Genomic DNA, 15,641 nt, shown 5'->3' with positions numbered 1-15,641 from the left:
CGCTGCGGTGGACTCCTCCCAAATCAGAGCGTTAAAAGGGGGCCGCAGACCGGACCGTCCCCGGTCGATCGAGGACGGGCCGGAAGCAAGCACCACCTGATCACCGACGCCACCGGCGTCCCGCTGGCGGTGATCCTGACCGGCGCGAACCGCAACGACGTCACCCAGCTGCTGCCCTTGCTGCACGCCATCCCCAAGATCCGTGGCAAGTGCGGCCGGCCCCGGCAACGACCTGATGCCGTCCTGGCCGACCGCGGCTACGACCACGACAAGTACCGCCGCCTGGTCCGTGCCCTGCAGATCCGCCCGCTGATCGCCCGCCGCGGCACCCCGCACGGCTCCGGCCTGGGCAGACACCGCTGGGTCGTCGAGCAGACCTTCGCCCTGCTGCACGCATTCCGGCGATTACGGATCCGCTGGGAAGCCCGCGCGGACATCCACGAAGCCTTCCTCAAACTGGCGTGCGCCCTCATCTGCTGGCGCCGACTCAACTCATTTTGTTAGGAGCTCTTAGAGCTCCCCTCCAACTCCTTCACAACCAAGCCCCAAACGGCCCGATCGATCCTCGACCCAGACGAACGAGGAGGAATCATGATCGACGACTTGCGGCAGGTGATCCGGGGCCGCGTGCTGGCCGCCGGCGACGAGGGGTTCGACCGGGCCCGCGAGCCGTGGGACGGCGCGATCGACCAGCGGGTGCTGGCCGTCGTGGAGGCCGAGGACGCCGCCGACGTGGCGGCCGTGGTCCGGCACGCGAGCCTGTACGGCCTGTCGATCGCCACCCAGCCCAACGGGCACGCGCCGTCGTCGGGGTTCGCGGGGGCGATCCTGCTGCGCACGTCCCGGATGCGGGCGGTGCACGTGCGCCCGGAGGAGCGGGTGGCCCGGGTGGAGGCCGGGGCGTCGTGGCAGGAGGTGCTGACGGCCGCCGCCAAGCACGGCCTAACCGGCCTGGCCGGGAGCACCGGCGCGGTCAGCGTGACCGGGTTCGTGCTCGGGGGCGGGCTGAGCTGGTTCGGCCGGAAGCACGGTTTCGCCGCCGACAGCGTGGTGGCGTTCGAGCTGGTGGACGCCCAGGGCGAGCACCGGCGGGTGACCGCCGAGACCGACCCGGACCTGTTCTGGGCGCTGCGCGGGGGCGGCGGCGACTACGCGATCGTCACCGCCGTGGAGATCGGCCTGTTCCCCGCCCCCGAGGTGTTCGGCGGCCGGATCATGTGGCCGGCCGCCCGCGCCGCCGAGGTGCTGGCGGCCTTCCGGGAGGTCACCCGTACGGCCCCCGACGAGCTGACCGTGTGGTTCAGCCTGCTGCAGCTGCCCCCGTTCCCCGAACTGCCCGAACCGCTGCGCGGCCTGTCGGCGGTCTGTCTCGACGCGACCTACCTGGGCGGCGAGGAGCGGGCGCGGGAGCTGCTGGCCCGCTTCGACCGCATCCCCGGCGCGATCGTGGACACCCGGGGCATGATGCCGGTCGACCGGCTCGGGGAGATCTGCATGGAGCCGACCGACCCCACCCCCGCGCTGGTCAGCTCCCACCTGCTGACCGAATTCGACGACCGGGCCGCCGCCACGCTGCTCGCCGCGACCGGCCCCGGCACGGTCGCCCCGCTCACGTTCGTGATGATCCGCCACCTCGGCGGCGCCCTCGCGACGGCCCGCGACGGCGCGGGCGCCTGTGGCCACCTGACGGAGGAGTACCAGGTCCACGCGGCGGGCATGCTGCCCTGGCCCGAGCTGGCCGGGCCGATCAGGGAGCGTCAGGCCGCGATCGCGCGGGCCCTCGCGCCCTGGACGTCGGGCCGCAAGGCGTTCACCTTCCTCGGCCACGACGAACCGGCCGAGGCGGCCTTCCCCGCCGAGACGTACGCCCGCCTGCGCCGGATCAAGGCCCGGCGCGACCCCCTGGGGACGTTCCGCTCGAATCACCCGGTTCGTTAGAGCTTCATGACCTTGCTGTCACCGGAACCGGTCTGGATGACGATCTTCTTGGGGGCGGCCGGGTCGTTGGCGACCTGGAGGGTCTGCTCGCCCGAGCCGGTGTGCAGGGTGGTGTGGTAGGTGCCGCCGGGCACCCACGCGATGCCGTCGCCCGATCCGGTCTCGATGGTGACCGAGTCGGGGGCGGCGCCGAACTTGGCCTCGACGTTGCCCGAGCCCGCCTCGGCGACGAACGTCTTGGCCAGCAGGTCGCTGGCGTCGACCTCGCCCGAGCCGGTCGAGACGTCGACCGGGCCGCTGAGGGCGCGCAGCGTGATCTCGCCCGACCCGGTGTCGACCTTGACGTTCAGGCCCTTGGGCACCTGGACGTCGTAGTCGATCGAGCAGTCCTCGCAGGTGTAGGCGAGGGTCAGGGTGCCGTTGCCGACCTCGTGCCCGTCGGTCGGCTTGTCGCCCCGGTAGTGGAGGGTCTCGGTCACCGCGATGCCGTTCCTGGCCGACTCGGTGACGACGACGTCGCCCGACCCGCTCTGGATGCGCAGGGCGGTGACGGCGTCGGTGACGTCGTACTTCTCGACCGCCTGGCTGCGGGGGCCGAAGTCGAGGTCGAGATCGCCGCAGGCGGTCAGGACCAGTGCGGATCCGGCCAGGAGACCCGCGGCCGCGATGCTCTTCATTCTCATGCCCTCAGTCTGGGAGCCCGGGGCCCGCCCTCCCATCGGGGATGGCCCCCAGGGCTCCCTGAGAGGACCCTCAAAAACGCCCTCTGATAATCTTCCATTGGATAGAAGACGATTTCCACATCATGGAAAAGAGTGGGCGATGACCAACGGCGTTGAGATCCACGGCCCGATGTCCGACCGGTTCGACGAGATCCTCACCCCCGAGGCCCTCGCCTTCGTCGCCGAACTCCACCGGGCCTTCGACGACCGCCGCCGCGACCTCCTGGCCGCCCGCCAGACCCGCCAGGCAGAACTGTCGGCGGGGGGCATGCTCGGATTCCTTCCCGAAACCGAGGAGATCAGGCGCGGCGACTGGCGGGTGGCGCCCCCGGCGTTCGGCCTGGAGGACCGCCGCGTCGAGATCACCGGCCCGGTCGACCGCAAGATGACCATCAACGCGCTCAACTCCGGCGCCAAGGTGTGGCTGGCCGACTTCGAGGACGCCAACTCCCCCACCTGGGAGAACAACGTCACCGGGCAGCTCAACCTGCGGTCGGCGCTCGACCGCGAGATCGACTTCGAGAGCGGCGGCAAGTCCTACACGCTGCGGCCCGACGAGGAACTCGCCACGATCGTGGTCCGCCCGCGCGGCTGGCACCTCGACGAGAAGCACCTGACCGTCGACGGCCGCCCGGTCTCGGCCTCGCTGTTCGACTTCGCGCTCTACTTCTTCCACAACGCCCGCCGCCTGCTGGCCAAGGGCAAGGGCCCCTACTTCTACCTCCCCAAGATCGAGTCCCACCTGGAGGCCCGCCTCTGGAACGACGTCTTCGTCGCCGCCCAGAACGCGCTCGGCCTCCCCCTGGGCACCGTCCGGGCCACGGTCCTCATCGAGACCTACCCGGCGGCCTTCGAGATGGAGGAGATCCTGTACGAACTGCGCGACCACTCCGCCGGTCTCAACGCCGGCCGGTGGGACTACCTGTTCAGCGTGATCAAGAAGTTCCGCACGCGCGGGCGCGAGTTCCTGCTCCCCGAACGCAACACGGTGACGATGACGGCGCCCTTCATGCGGGCGTACACGGAACTGCTGGTGCGGACCTGCCACAAGCGCGGCGCCCATGCCATCGGCGGGATGGCCGCCTTCATCCCGTCCCGGAGAGACCCCGAGGTGAACGCGGTCGCGCTGGAGAAGGTGCGGGCCGACAAGACCCGCGAGTCGGGCGACGGCTTCGACGGCTCGTGGGTGGCCCACCCCGACCTGGTGCCGATCTGCGCCGAGGTGTTCGACGGCGTGCTCGGCTCGAAGCCGAACCAGCTCGACCGGCTGCGCGAGGACGTCTCGGTGACGGCCGAAGACCTGCTCTCGGTCTCCAAGACCCCGGGCGAGATCACCGAGGCCGGGCTGCGCAACAACGTCGACGTCGCGCTGCGCTACCTGGCGGCCTGGATGGGCGGCAGCGGCGCGGTGGCCATCCACAACCTGATGGAGGACGCCGCCACCGCCGAGATCTCCCGGTCGCAGATCTGGCAGTGGATCCACAACGGCATCGAGCTCGCCGACACCCGCGAAGTGGTCACCAAGGAGCTGGTCGAGCGCATCATCGACGAGGAGCTCGCCAAGATCAAGACAGAGCCGATCTGGGACGAGACCCTGTTCGCCCAGGCCACCGCGCTGTTCAAAGAGGTCGCTCTTGACGATGACTTCGCCGAGTTTTTGACCCTTCCGGCGTATTCTCAGATGCCGTGACGGTGTTCGACCGGCTCGAAGCGATCTTTCCGCCTGACCGGGTCATCACCGACCCGGTCCGGCTGCGCACCTACGAGTGCGACGGCCTCACCTACCATCGTGCGACTCCCATGGTCGTGGTCCTGCCGGAGACCGCGGAGGAGGTCGCGGCGACGGTGCGGGTCTGCGCGGAGTTCGGCGTGCCGTTCGTGGCGCGCGGCTCCGGCACGGGCCTGTCGGGCGGGGCGCTGCCGCGCTCCGACGGGGTGCTCATCGTGACCTCGCGGATGCGGCGCATCCTGTCGGTCGACCTCGACCGGCGGCAGGCCGTCGTGGAGCCCGGGGTCACCAACCTGGCGATCACCGAGGCGGTCCGCGACCGGGGCTACTACTACGCGCCCGACCCGTCGAGCCAGCAGATCTGCTCGATCGGCGGCAACGTGGCCGAGAACTCCGGCGGGGCCCACTGCCTCAAGTACGGGTTCACCGTGAACCACGTACAAGCACTGGAGATCGTCACCCCCGACGGCGACGTCATCGAGATCTCCGAGGACGACTTCGGCTACGACCTGCTCGGCGCGTTCGTCGGGTCGGAGGGCACGCTCGGCATCGCCACCAAGATCACGGTCCGGCTGATGCGCGCGCCCGAGGCGGTGACGACCCTGCTGGCCGCCTTCGAGGGCATCGAGGCCGGCGGCCAGGCGGTGACGTCGATCATCGCCGCGGGCATCGTGCCGGCCGCGATCGAGATGATGGACGCCCTCGCCATCGAGGCCGCGGAGGCGGCCGTGGCCTGCGGCTACCCGGCCGACGCCGGCGCGGTGCTGATCGTCGAGCTCGACGGGCCCGCGTCCGAGGTCGAGGCCCAGCTGGCCGAGGTGATCGCCATCTGCGTGGCGACGGGCTCCTTCGAGCAGCGGGTGGCCGCCTCGGCCGACGAGCGGGCCAAGATCTGGAAGGGCCGCAAGTCGGCCTTCGCCGCCGTCGGCCGGATCAGCCCCGCCTACATCGTCCAAGACGGGGTGGTCCCCCGGACCTGCCTCGGCGAGGTGCTGGCCGGGATCGACGCGCTCCAGGAGGAGTTCGGCATCCGGGTCGCCAACGTCTTCCACGCCGGCGACGGCAACCTCCACCCGCTGGTGCTCTTCGACGACGCCGCGCCCGGCGAGGGCGAGCGCGCCGAGGTGGTCAGCGGCCGGATCCTCGACCTGTGCATCACGCACGGCGGCTCGATCACCGGCGAGCACGGCGTGGGCGTCGACAAGGCCCGCTACATGCCCAGGATGTTCACCGACGCCGACCTCGACACCATGCAACGGGTGCGCTGCGCCTTCGACCCCGGCGGCCGGTCGAACCCGGGCAAGGTGTTCCCGACCCCGCGGCTCTGCGGCGAGGTGCCCCGCGTCCGCAAAGGCTCACCCGGGGAGATCTTCTGATGCTCGGCCACACGAGGGTGACGATCCGCGACGGCGGCCCCGCCGACGCGGTGGGCGGGGTGGTCCCGCGCTGGGTCGCGCTCCCCGAGAGCGTCGAGGAGATCTCGGTCGTGCTCGGGGCCTGCGCCGACGCCGACCTGGCCGTGACCCCGGCCGGGGGGCGTACCAAGCTCTGCTGGGCCAACCCGCCCGAACGGCTCGACGTGCTGCTCGACCTGTCGGCCATGCGGGAGGTGCTCGAACACGTGGCGGGCGACCTGGTGGTCCGCGTCCAGGCGGGCATCCCGGTGGCCCGGCTGGCCGAGACGCTGGCCGGGGCCGGGCAGGAGCTGGCGCTCGACGTGCCCTTCCCCGAGGCCACCATCGGGGGCACCCTCGCCGCCCCGTCGCCGGGCCCGCGCGCCTTCCGCTACGGCAACGCCCGCGACCTGCTGATCGGCGTGACGGTCGTGCTCTCCGACGGCACGATCGCGCGGGCCGGCGGCAAGGTCGTGAAGAACGTCGCCGGCTACGACCTGGGCAAGCTGTTCACCGGCTCCTACGGCACCCTGGGCGTGATCGCCGAGGCGACCTTCCGGCTCCACCCGCTGCCCGCCGACCGCCGCTGGCTCACCTTCGAGTGCGAGGGCTGGGAGGACGCCGGTGAGCTGCTGCGATCGCAGCTCGAACCGAGCGCCGTCGAGATCGACCACCCGGCCGAGGGCCTGACCACGCTCGCCGCCCTGTTCGAGGGCCCGGCGGCCCGCGACCGCGCCGAGGCCGCCCGCGAGGTGCTCGGCGGCGGCGAGGTGCGCGCCGAGGCGCCGTCGTGGTGGGGCCGCCCGCCGGGCCTGCCGCTCGCGTCGCTGCGCTGCCACGTGCCGCCCCACGTGCCCGAGGGCGTGTCGGTACGCGGCTCGCTCGCCACCGGCGTCTACCTCGCGGCCGGGGCGGCCGACCTCGACGCGTGGCGCTCGCGGCTGCCCGCCGACGCCCGCCTGGTGGGGCTGGCGGGCGAGTTCACCGGCGACCGATGGGGCCCGATCCCGTCGTTGCCGCTGATGCGGCGGGTCAAGGAGCGGTTCGACCCCGAGCGGCGCATGTCGCCCGGCCGGCTCGCGGGAGGCGTCTGACATGGACCCAGAGCTGATCAAAGACTGCGTGCACTGCGGCTTCTGCCTGCCGACGTGCCCGACGTACGTGTTGTGGGGCGAGGAGATGGACTCCCCGCGCGGCCGCATCCACCTGATGGCCCAGCACAACGAGGGCGTCGCGATGTCGCCCGAGATGGCCGGCCACTTCGACGCCTGCCTGGGCTGCATGGCGTGCGTGACGGCGTGCCCTTCGGGGGTCCAGTACGACCGGCTCATCGAGCACACCCGCCCGGTCGTCGAGCGGGAGCACACCCGCGCGCCGCGCGACCGGGCGGTCAGGGCGCTGGTGTTCGCCCTGTTCCCCTATCCTCGGCGGCTCCGGCTGATCAAGCCGTTCACCCGGCTCAACCGGCGGCTGCAGCCGTTCCTGGAACGGGTGCACCCGACCCTCGGGGCGCTGGCCGAGCTGACCCCGCCCCGGTCGCGCACCCGGCCGCTGCCCGCCCTCGTGCGGGCGCGGGGGCGGCGGCGGGCCCGCGTGGGGCTGCTGACGGGGTGCGTGCAGGGGGCGTTCTTCCCCGACGTGAACCGGGCGACCGCCCGGGTGCTCGCCCTCGAAGGTTGCGACGTGGTCATCCCCCGGGGCCAGGGGTGCTGCGGCGCGCTCTCCCTGCATTCGGGGTACGACGCCCGCGCGTTCGCCAAGAAGACCATCGCGACCTTCGAGAAGGCCGGGGTCGACACCGTCGTGGTGAACGCCGCCGGATGCGGGTCGTCGATGAAGGACTACGCCGACGTGCTGGCCGACGACCCCGACTGGCACGAACGCGCCCTGCGGCTGAAGGTGCGCGACCTGGCCGAATACCTGGTCGAGCTCGGCCCGGTCGCCGACCGCCACCCGCTGCCGATGACCGTCGCCTACCACGACGCCTGTCACCTCGCCCACGCCCAGGGGGTGCGCGCGCAGCCGCGTGAGCTGCTCGGCCAGATCCCCGACCTGAAGGTGCGCGAGATCCCCGAGTCGGCCATCTGCTGCGGCTCGGCCGGGACGTACAACCTCTTCCAGCCCGAACCCGCCCGCGAGCTGGGCGAACGCAAGGCGGCGCGGGTCGAGGAGACCGGCGCCGACCTGCTCGTCTCCGCCAATCCCGGGTGCACCATGCAGATCACCACCGCCATGCGGCGGCTCGGCCGCCCGCCCATCCCCGTCGCGCACACCGCCCAGGTCCTCGACGCCTCCCTGCGGGGGCTGGGGACGGTGCGGTGAGCGTCCAGTCGGTCGAGCGCGCGCTCGACGTGCTCGAAGCCCTGGCCGACCACGGCGGCGAGGCGGGCCTGTCGGAGATCGCGGCCCGGACGGGCCTCCCCTACGGCACCATCCACCGCCTGCTCCAGACCCTCCTCCTGCGCGGGTACGTCCGCCAGGAGTCCGACCGGCGATACGCGCTCGGCGGGGCGCTCGTGCGCATCGGCGGCGCGGCCGAACGGCTGGTGGGCTCGTGGGCCGAGCCCTACCTGACGAAGATGGTGGAACTGTCGGGAGAGACGGCCAACATGGCCGTGCTCGAAGGCGACTTCGTGGTGTACGTCGCCCAGGTCCCCTCCCCCCGGCGGCTGCGCATGTTCGCCGAGGTGGGCCGCCGGGTGCTGCCCCACAGCACCGCCGTCGGCAAGGTCCTGCTGGCCGACCACCCCAACGCGGCGGCGGTCTTCGAACGCACCGGCCTCCCCCGGCGCACCGAGCAGACCATCACCACCGTCGGGGCCATGATGACCGAGTTGTCGGCCGTGGCCGCCCGGGGATACGCGATGGACCTCGGCGAGGAGGAGTCGGGCGTGCACTGCCTCGCCGTGCCGGTCGCCGACGGCGCCCGCGTGGTGGCCGCCATGTCGGTGTCGGGCCCCGCCGAGCGCATCTCCGCCCTCGACCGCGACGACCTGGCCCGGGGCCTGCGCGAGATCGCCGACGACTTCGGCGCGGAGGTCTTCGGCGCGCGGCCCGGGTGAGGATGTCGGGGGGCGGAGCTAGGTTGAGGGCATGTGCCGAAGCATCAAGACCCTGCGCCCGCCCTTCACCGAAGACGTGACCGACAACGACGTCGAGGCGGCGGCGCTCCAGTACGTCCGCAAGATCAGCGGCTTCCGCGCCCCGGCCGCCCACAACGCGGCGGCCTTCAACGACGCGGTCGCCGAGATCACCGCCGCGAGCGCCAAGCTGCTGGCCGCGCTGGAGGTCCGGGGCGCGAAGTGATCAGGCGCACTGGGTCAGCATGATGTCCTTGTCGGCCGTGGTGACCGGCAGGTCGTACTTGAGCGCCACCTGGGCGAACCTGACGACGTAGGAGCACCGGATCTTGCGCACCGGCGGCAACCACGACGCCGGCCCCGAGTCGCTCTTCGACCCGTTCGTCGACCCGTCGACCGGCAGCAGGTTGAGCGGATCGTTCGCCAGCCGCTTGCGCTCGGCCTCGCTCCACCGCGACGACCCCATCTGCCAGCTGTACGACAGCGGGATGACGTGGTCGATCTGCACCTCGGCCGCGTCCTCCTTGCGCCAGTCGATGGTCTTTCCCGTGTACGGGTCGTCAAGCGTCATCGACACCACCACGCAGTCCGATCCGCTGCGGAACTCGACGTCCTCGCCGTCGCGCTGGAGCAGGTCGTTGCGGGTGTCGCAGCCGTTGCGGGCGAGCGGGATGCCGTCGGCGTTGTCGGCCCAGGCGTAGCCGAAGTCGTCCCGGTCGTAGCCGGTCTTCGGCCCGCGCCCCTTGGTGTCGACCTTCTCGATGAGCTCCCGGGCCTCCTTGAGGTCGGCCTTCGACGTGATGGCCGACAGGCCGGGCTTGGTGCCCTCGGGGTTGTCGAGCGGATTGGTCCCGGACGACGACCCCCCGCCCGCCGAATCCCCGGGCGGCGCGGCCGCCTCGATCGCCCCGCACCCCGACACGAGTAACCCCGCCAGCACGAACCCGGCGCCCACTCTGCGCAGCACCGCCCACCCCCAGGTCAAGAAATCGCCAGCCCAGGTATAGCAAATGCCCAAATTTCGGGCTTTAAGAGGTCGACGGCCCGCGTTTGATCGACAGAGATGGCCCTCGCACGACGGCGTCCGGCTCGCGGTCAGGTGATCAGGGTTCCGCCGTCCACGGGCAGAACGGCGCCGGTCACGTACGACCCCGCGTCCGAGGCCAGGAAGATGGCCGCGCAGACCAGTTCCTCCGCCTCGCCCACCCGTCCAGCGGGCACCCGGAGGTGGAGCAGCTTGTCGAGGTAGCCCTCGGGGTACTGGGCCGTCATCTCCGAGGCGAAGAAGCCCGGTTCGAGGCAGTTGACGCGGATGCCCTTGCGGCCCGTCCACTGCTGGGCCAGGTCGCGGGTGAGGCCGGTCAGGGCGGCCTTGGAGGCCGAGTAGGCCGCCTGCGGCAGGCCACCGGTCGTCTCGCCCAGGATGCTGCCGATGTTCACGATCGAGGAGCCGGGCTTCATCACCCGGGCGCACGCCTGGGCCATCAGGAACGACCCGTGCAGGTTGACGTCGACGACCGCGCGGAACTCCTCGGCCGGTTCCCTGATCGCGGGCACGGCGGTGCCGAGGCCCGCGTTGTTGATCAGGATGTCGACCCCGCCCAGTTCGGCGACCGCGGCGGCGACCAGCGCCGCGCAGTCGTCGGGTGAGGTGACGTCGGTGGCCACGGCGACGCAGCGGCGGCCGGTCTCCTCGACCAGCCGCCGGGTCTCCTCCAGCCGGTCGGCGCGGCGCGCGCCGATGGCGACGTCGGCTCCGGCCTCGGCGAGGCCGCGGGCGAAGGCGACGCCCAGGCCCGACGAGGCTCCCGTGACGACCGCGACTTTCCCGTCAAGACGAAAACGTTCGAGAATCACGGCCGCCACGATATCGAGCCACGTTCTAGAGGCCGTACTCCTTCACGATGTGCTCGTGGCGCTCGGCCTCGACGCCGACCTCGCGGGCCAGGTCGAGCCAGGCCAGCGGGTGGACCCACGTCTCGGTCACGTCGTCGAGCACGGCGTCGAGCTCGGTCGCTCCGGCGTCCGGCGGGATCGCGATCCAGCCGAACACGCCCGGGAGCTGCTCGCCGGTGCCGGGGTGGGTGACCGTGTAGTTCTTGTCGGAGTAGACCCACATCGGCCAGCCGCGCTCGGCCATCAGCTCGTCGAACTCCGACCACTCCTCGTCGGTCGGCGCCGCGCCGTCGAAGAACCAGCTGGTGTAGCCGCCGGGACGGAGCATCGTGACCCCGGCGAACGGGATGACGAAGTTCTCCTTCTCCTCCTCCGACTCGGGCACCGGCTCGAGCGGGCGGGGGTCGATGACGACGATGTCGCCGGCGTTGTACTCCATGCCGCGCGGCTGCGGGATCGCCAGCCGGGCGGTGGCGGGGCCGGTGCGGACCGCGAGGACCTCACGCTGGCTGCCGTCGGGCGCCGGGAGGATGGCGCGGATGAGGTGCCACTCCTCTTCGATCGGGCCCTCGGTCGACTGGATCGGCATGCCGAGCCGGTCGGCGCCCTTGCGCACGGTCACCCAGTCTTCGGCGGCCGTGGCCAGCACGATGACGCGCCAGATGTCCTCCTCCTCGCCCTCGACGTCGCCGTCGATGATCGGGCGGAGGATCTCGGCCGCGCGGACGTTGTCGCCGAGCTGCTGCACCGCGCCCGACCACAGGCGCAGCGACTCGAGGCCGGCGCCGCCCTTGGCGGCCTTCTCGGCCTCGTCGGCGGTCTCCTCCCAGCGCTCGCGCGCCCGGTGGAGCCGGGCCAGCGCCAGGTGGGAGGCGGGCGCCTTGAGGCGGGCCGCGAGGTCGTGGACGCGTTCGTCCTGCCCCGCCTCGATGAGGAGGCCGGTCAGGTAGGCGATGTCTTCGACGTCGGCCTTCGCCGGGTCGCCCTGCACGGCCGCCATCTGCCAGTAGACGTCGGCGCCGGTGGGCGCGTAGCCCAGGAAGCCGAGCGTGGTGGTGTGGCGGCGGGTCGCCTCGAGGTCTTTGCCCGACAGCGGCCAGAGCCAGCCGACCCAGCGCTCGGGGTCGGCGGTGCGGCCGTCGGCGGCGTCGAAGTAGGCGACCAGTTCGCCCTCGGGGCCGGGCGCGGGCAGCTCGACGGCGGCGTCGCACTCGGCGCGCAGCGCGGCGATGCGCTCGGCGACGCCCTCGGCCGACTTCAGCTCGCGCGAGGCGGCCTCGGCCAGGTCGGCGAGCAACCGGGCCTGCCAGACGCCCTGCCGCCGCAGCGCCAGCCGGGCGCCGGTGAACGCCAGGTCGACGCGGGCGCGCGGAGAGCCCATGGTCTCGAAGTAGCTCATCCACTGCCGGACGATCCGGCCGAGCTGCCAGGAGTTCTGGATGGCGTCCTGCTCCGACAGCCGGTGGACGACCTGCGCCCACTCGACCCAGTCACGAGGGTGCTCGCCGACGACGTCGAGGTCGGGCAGCGACTCGACGGCGTGCTGGACCTCGCCGAGCTCGACGAGGATGCGCGAGTGCAGGATGCCCTCGCGGCGGGCCTTGGCCACCGGGTCGTCGGGCTTGAAGCCGCCGGCCGCCTGGAGCGCGTTGAGCGCGTCCTGCGCGCGGCCGGTGGCCAGCAGGGCCCGCGCCGACATGGCGGCGAGCTCCCAGGAGGCCTCGCGGCCGGCGCCGCGCAGCCGCTCGACGGCGGCCTCGGCGTAGGCGACGGCCTCGGCCTGCTTGCCGGCGTCGAGCAGCGCGAGCACGTATTGGGTGGTGAGCCCCGAGAAGGCGAGCGAGTCGGGCCCCACGGTCTGCAACGCACGACCGAGCGAGCCGAGCCGCTCGTCGGCGTAGCCGGGCCCGTCGGTGTTGGCCTGGGCCATCGCCAGCACCTCGACGGCGCCGGGGGCCGCCGGGCAGTCGGCGACGTCACTGCGGGCGGCGAAGCTGACCAGCTCGCGCGCGTCGTCGATGGCCACGGAGCCGTTCGCGCGGTCGCCGACGCGGCCGATCAGGTGCCAGTAACGGGCGAACAGTTCGAGCCAGGGCTGCTCCATGCCCTCGGCCTGCTGCGCGATCGCCGGGGCCACGACGTCGAGCTGGCCGTAGCGGCCTTCGAGGGCCTGCGCCGGAACGTCGCCCAGCGCCATCGCCAGCCCGACATTTCCCGCTTCGTGCAGTTGCCGCTGGGTGCCGCCGACCCACGACCAGATGTCCACGTCCATGGGCAGCCAGTCTGCCAGGTCAGCAGGGCTGCCCCAAACGTCCGCACGGCTCTGCGCACTAATTCACGTTGGCCTGTGCCGCGCGCAGCAGTTCGCCGAGCTCGGCCGCCTCGCCGTCGGTGAGCACCTCGTATGCGGGCGCGACCAGCGCGTCGGTGAGTTCCTCGGCGTGCGCGCGCTTCGCCAGGTCGTCGTCGGCGGGTACGGGATAGGGCTCCGGCCACGACAGAAACCTGGCGACCTCGGCAGTGCTCCGGTAGCTGAGCGGCGCGCCCGACTCGTCGCTGCCGACGATGGTCGCCATGAGGAGGTCGAGCCGCGCGGCGGCGACCGCGACGGCGTGCATGCCGCCGCGGTGTTCCCGCGCCACCTGGAGGGCGTGGGCGGCCCGGCCCGGGTCGTCGTCGGGGAGGGGCAGCGCGCGCCAGCCCGCGAACAGCGGCGCGGCGGCCGCAGACGCCGACGAGGTGGCCTTGGTGAGGAGGTCGGCGAGCCGTCCGGCGCCGTCGAAGCCGAGGTTGCGGCGGCCCCAGTCGGCGCACGCGCCGGCGAACAGCGCCGCGGCCTTCTCGGCCGGCAGCGACCGCCCGTTCTCCCACGTGGCGCGCACGAACCCGGGCTCGAAGAACGGCGCGGCGGCGAGCACCACGTCGGGGTGGACCTCGCCGAGGACGCCGCAGCGGCCCCGGAAGTACATCTCCCACCGGCCGAGCCCGTGCTCGTCGCAGAGGGCCTTGACCTCGCGGGAGATCATGAACCGGCCCCCGAGCGCCCCGATCGCCTTCTTGTACATGTGTCCGCCTCCTGGGTCTGCACAGCGCACCCAGGATGGGAGACAGAACAATATTCGGCAACCCAGTGATCAGGTGGGGATTGCGCCCCTCAGCCGCGGTAGTCGCCGTCGGCGACCAGGTCGGCCGGGCCCGCCAGATAGCTGGTCCGCCCGTCGAGGGTGATCGTCAGGGTGCCGCCGAGCACGCGTACGGACCAGACGCCTTCGTTCTCCCCCGCCGCGTGGGCCGCCGCCACCGCCGTGGCCACCGCGCCGGTGCCGCAGGAGCGGGTCTCGCCGGAGCCGCGTTCGTAGACGCGCATCGAGACCGAGTGGTCGCCGATCGGGTTGATCAGCTCGATGTTGACGCCGTCGGGGAAGTCGTGGCGGTCGAAGGACGGCTGGGCCGACAGGTCGAGCTCGGTCACCGGATCGGTGATCACGCAGGCCAGGTGGGGGTTGCCGACGCTGACCTTCAGGCCCCGGTATTCGCGGCCGTTCAGGACGGTCCGGCTCTCGCCCGAGACGACCGGGCGGCCCATGTCGACCCGCACGTCGCCGGAAGCGCCCAGGCGGACCCGCCGGACCCCGGCCCGGGTCGCCACGCCGAACTCGCCCGGCTCGGCCAGACCGGCCTCGACCAGGTAGCGGGCGAACACGCGCACGCCGTTGCCGCACATCTCGGCCAGGCTGCCGTCGGCGTTGCGGTAGTCCATGAACCACTCGGCCTCGGGGGCCTGGGACTCCACCTCGGGGACCAGCTTGGTCGGGACCACGTGGAGGACGCCGTCGCCGCCGATTCCGGCCCGGCGGTCGCAGATCTGGGCCACGAGCGGAGCGGGGAGGTCGAGACGCCCCTCGGGGTCGGGAAGCAGGACGAAATCGTTCTCGGTCCCATGACCCTTCACGAAGCGCATGAGACAACTCTAATCGCTTGAGCAGGCAGGTCCGGGGCGTCGTGGGGCAACCAGACCACCCGCGGATCGCGGCGGAACCACGACTCCTGACGGCGCGCGAAGCGCCGCGTGGCCCGGACCGTCTCGTCGACGGCCTGCTCCTCGGTCCAGTCGCCGTCGAGGTATTTGATCACCTGGGCGTATCCGAGCGCCCGCGACGCGGTCGGGCCCAGGCCGGCCTCGTGCAGTTTCCGCGTCTCTTCCACGAAACCGGCCGCCCACATGCGGTGAACCCGGAGCTCGATCCGCTCGTCGAGCACCGGACGGGGGATGCTCAGCCCGATCTGGACGGACTGGTAGACCGACTCGTAGGACGGCATGGTGGCCGAGAACGGCCGCCCCGACAGTTCGATGACCTCCAGGGCGCGCACCACCCGGCGCCCGTTGCTGGGCAGGATCGCGGCGGCGGCCACCGGGTCTTCGACCTGGAGCCGCGCGTAGAGGGGCGCGACGCCCTTCTCGGCGAGTTCGGCCTCGAGCCGGGCCCTGATCGTGCTGTCGGTGCCGGGGAACTCCAGGTCGTCGAGGATCGCCCGGACGTACAGGCCCGAACCCCCGACGATCACCGGGGTGACCCCTCTGACCAGCAGTCCGTCGATCAGGGGACGGGCGAGCCGCTGGTATTCGGCCACGCTCGCCGTCTGTTCGACGCCCCAGATGTCGAACAAATGGTGGGTGACACCTTTTCGTTCGGGGATGGTCAACTTGGCCGTACCGATATCCATTCCTCGGTAAAGCTGCATGGAGTCGGCGTTCACCGCCTCGCCCCCGAGACGGATCGCCAATTCCACGGCCAGGTCGGACTTTCCGGCCGCCGTGGGCCCCACGACGGCGATGACTGGTAGCTGCCCCACGCCATCCAGTGTCCCAAGCCCCCGGGTA

General features: G+C 72.1%; 14 protein-coding genes and 1 pseudogene. 8 read left to right on the top strand and 7 right to left on the bottom strand.

Annotation, left to right across the window (positions count from 1 at the left end):
* Positions 1-504, top strand: a pseudogene (locus AW274_RS35075) (IS5 family transposase); the annotation flags it as partial.
* 87 nt (positions 505-591) lie between these two features.
* Positions 592-1,938, top strand: a complete 1,347-nt coding sequence (locus AW274_RS35070; RefSeq protein WP_062442127.1) for an FAD-binding oxidoreductase — start codon at positions 592-594, stop codon at positions 1,936-1,938.
* On the opposite strand, the gene AW274_RS35065 is transcribed toward AW274_RS35070, so the two are convergent.
* Positions 1,935-2,621 carry a DUF4097 family beta strand repeat-containing protein gene (locus tag AW274_RS35065; protein ID WP_232320637.1) on the bottom strand — a complete coding sequence of 229 codons (687 nt, stop codon included), beginning with the start codon at positions 2,619-2,621 and terminating at the stop codon, positions 1,935-1,937. The two genes, AW274_RS35070 and AW274_RS35065, sit on opposite strands and share 4 nt — an antisense overlap.
* A gap of 139 nt (positions 2,622-2,760) precedes the next feature.
* Here AW274_RS35065 and aceB point away from each other — a divergent pair, with 139 nt between their 5' ends.
* From aceB to AW274_RS35035, 6 genes are read left to right on the top strand one after another with little or no spacing between them, the layout of a single operon-like run.
* The gene (aceB, locus tag AW274_RS35060) at positions 2,761-4,350 is read left to right on the top strand and encodes a malate synthase A (protein WP_062442120.1); all 1,590 of its coding nucleotides are present in this window, start codon (positions 2,761-2,763) and stop codon (positions 4,348-4,350) included.
* On the top strand, positions 4,347-5,765 hold the full coding sequence (locus AW274_RS35055; RefSeq protein ID WP_062442117.1) for an FAD-binding oxidoreductase: 1,419 nt from the start codon (positions 4,347-4,349) through the stop codon (positions 5,763-5,765). The genes aceB and AW274_RS35055 overlap by 4 nt, the downstream gene beginning before the upstream one ends.
* Entirely contained in the window at positions 5,765-6,877 is a 1,113-nt protein-coding gene (locus AW274_RS35050) for an FAD-binding oxidoreductase (RefSeq protein WP_062442113.1), read from the top strand. The genes AW274_RS35055 and AW274_RS35050 overlap by 1 nt, the downstream gene beginning before the upstream one ends.
* A gap of 1 nt (position 6,878) precedes the next feature.
* On the top strand, positions 6,879-8,105 hold the full coding sequence (locus tag AW274_RS35045; protein ID WP_062442109.1) for a (Fe-S)-binding protein: 1,227 nt from the start codon (positions 6,879-6,881) through the stop codon (positions 8,103-8,105).
* On the top strand, positions 8,102-8,845 hold the full coding sequence (locus AW274_RS35040; protein ID WP_062442105.1) for an IclR family transcriptional regulator: 744 nt from the start codon (positions 8,102-8,104) through the stop codon (positions 8,843-8,845). The genes AW274_RS35045 and AW274_RS35040 overlap by 4 nt, the downstream gene beginning before the upstream one ends.
* Positions 8,846-8,876: 31 nt before the next feature.
* Positions 8,877-9,089, top strand: coding sequence for a DUF2277 family protein (locus tag AW274_RS35035; RefSeq protein ID WP_062442102.1), 213 nt, complete (start codon positions 8,877-8,879; stop codon positions 9,087-9,089).
* Here the strand turns inward: AW274_RS35035 and AW274_RS35030 are convergent, their stop codons facing one another.
* The 6 genes from AW274_RS35030 to miaA form a co-directional block, all read right to left on the bottom strand.
* Positions 9,090-9,830, bottom strand: coding sequence for an HNH endonuclease family protein (locus AW274_RS35030; protein WP_232320636.1), 741 nt, complete (start codon positions 9,828-9,830; stop codon positions 9,090-9,092).
* A 128-nt stretch (positions 9,831-9,958) separates the two neighbouring features.
* Positions 9,959-10,720, bottom strand: a complete 762-nt coding sequence (locus AW274_RS35025) for an SDR family NAD(P)-dependent oxidoreductase (RefSeq protein ID WP_232320635.1) — start codon at positions 10,718-10,720, stop codon at positions 9,959-9,961.
* Positions 10,721-10,745: 25 nt separating this feature from the next.
* Positions 10,746-13,031, bottom strand: a complete 2,286-nt coding sequence (locus AW274_RS35020; RefSeq protein ID WP_062442093.1) for a hypothetical protein — start codon at positions 13,029-13,031, stop codon at positions 10,746-10,748.
* Between the two features lie 58 nt (positions 13,032-13,089).
* Positions 13,090-13,824: an SCO6745 family protein gene (locus tag AW274_RS35015; RefSeq protein ID WP_062442089.1), complete on the bottom strand. Its 735-nt coding sequence runs from the start codon at positions 13,822-13,824 to the stop codon at positions 13,090-13,092.
* 89 nt (positions 13,825-13,913) lie between these two features.
* The gene (dapF, locus tag AW274_RS35010) at positions 13,914-14,720 is read right to left on the bottom strand and encodes a diaminopimelate epimerase (protein WP_062442084.1); all 807 of its coding nucleotides are present in this window, start codon (positions 14,718-14,720) and stop codon (positions 13,914-13,916) included.
* On the bottom strand, positions 14,708-15,613 hold the full coding sequence (miaA, locus tag AW274_RS35005; protein ID WP_062442080.1) for a tRNA (adenosine(37)-N6)-dimethylallyltransferase MiaA: 906 nt from the start codon (positions 15,611-15,613) through the stop codon (positions 14,708-14,710). The genes dapF and miaA overlap by 13 nt, the downstream gene beginning before the upstream one ends.
* Positions 15,614-15,641 lie beyond the last annotated feature (28 nt).

This window comes from Herbidospora daliensis (assembly GCF_001570585.1).
GTDB classification, from domain to species: domain Bacteria; phylum Actinomycetota; class Actinomycetes; order Streptosporangiales; family Streptosporangiaceae; genus Herbidospora; species Herbidospora daliensis.
This window is presented reverse-complemented; position numbering and strand designations above follow the sequence as displayed.

Excerpts from the sequence above, each read along its gene's own strand:
- AW274_RS35070 (WP_062442127.1), top strand. The coding sequence starts at position 592 with ATGATCGACGACTTGCGGCAGGTGATCCGGGGCCGCGTGCTGGCCGCC.
- AW274_RS35065 (WP_232320637.1), bottom strand. The coding sequence starts at position 2,621 with ATGAGAATGAAGAGCATCGCGGCCGCGGGTCTCCTGGCCGGATCCGCA.
- aceB (WP_062442120.1), top strand. The coding sequence starts at position 2,761 with ATGACCAACGGCGTTGAGATCCACGGCCCGATGTCCGACCGGTTCGAC.
- AW274_RS35050 (WP_062442113.1), top strand. The coding sequence starts at position 5,765 with ATGCTCGGCCACACGAGGGTGACGATCCGCGACGGCGGCCCCGCCGAC.
- AW274_RS35045 (WP_062442109.1), top strand. The coding sequence starts at position 6,879 with ATGGACCCAGAGCTGATCAAAGACTGCGTGCACTGCGGCTTCTGCCTG.
- AW274_RS35035 (WP_062442102.1), top strand. The coding sequence starts at position 8,877 with ATGTGCCGAAGCATCAAGACCCTGCGCCCGCCCTTCACCGAAGACGTG.
- AW274_RS35020 (WP_062442093.1), bottom strand. The coding sequence starts at position 13,031 with ATGGACGTGGACATCTGGTCGTGGGTCGGCGGCACCCAGCGGCAACTG.
- AW274_RS35015 (WP_062442089.1), bottom strand. The coding sequence starts at position 13,824 with ATGTACAAGAAGGCGATCGGGGCGCTCGGGGGCCGGTTCATGATCTCC.
- dapF (WP_062442084.1), bottom strand. The coding sequence starts at position 14,720 with ATGCGCTTCGTGAAGGGTCATGGGACCGAGAACGATTTCGTCCTGCTT.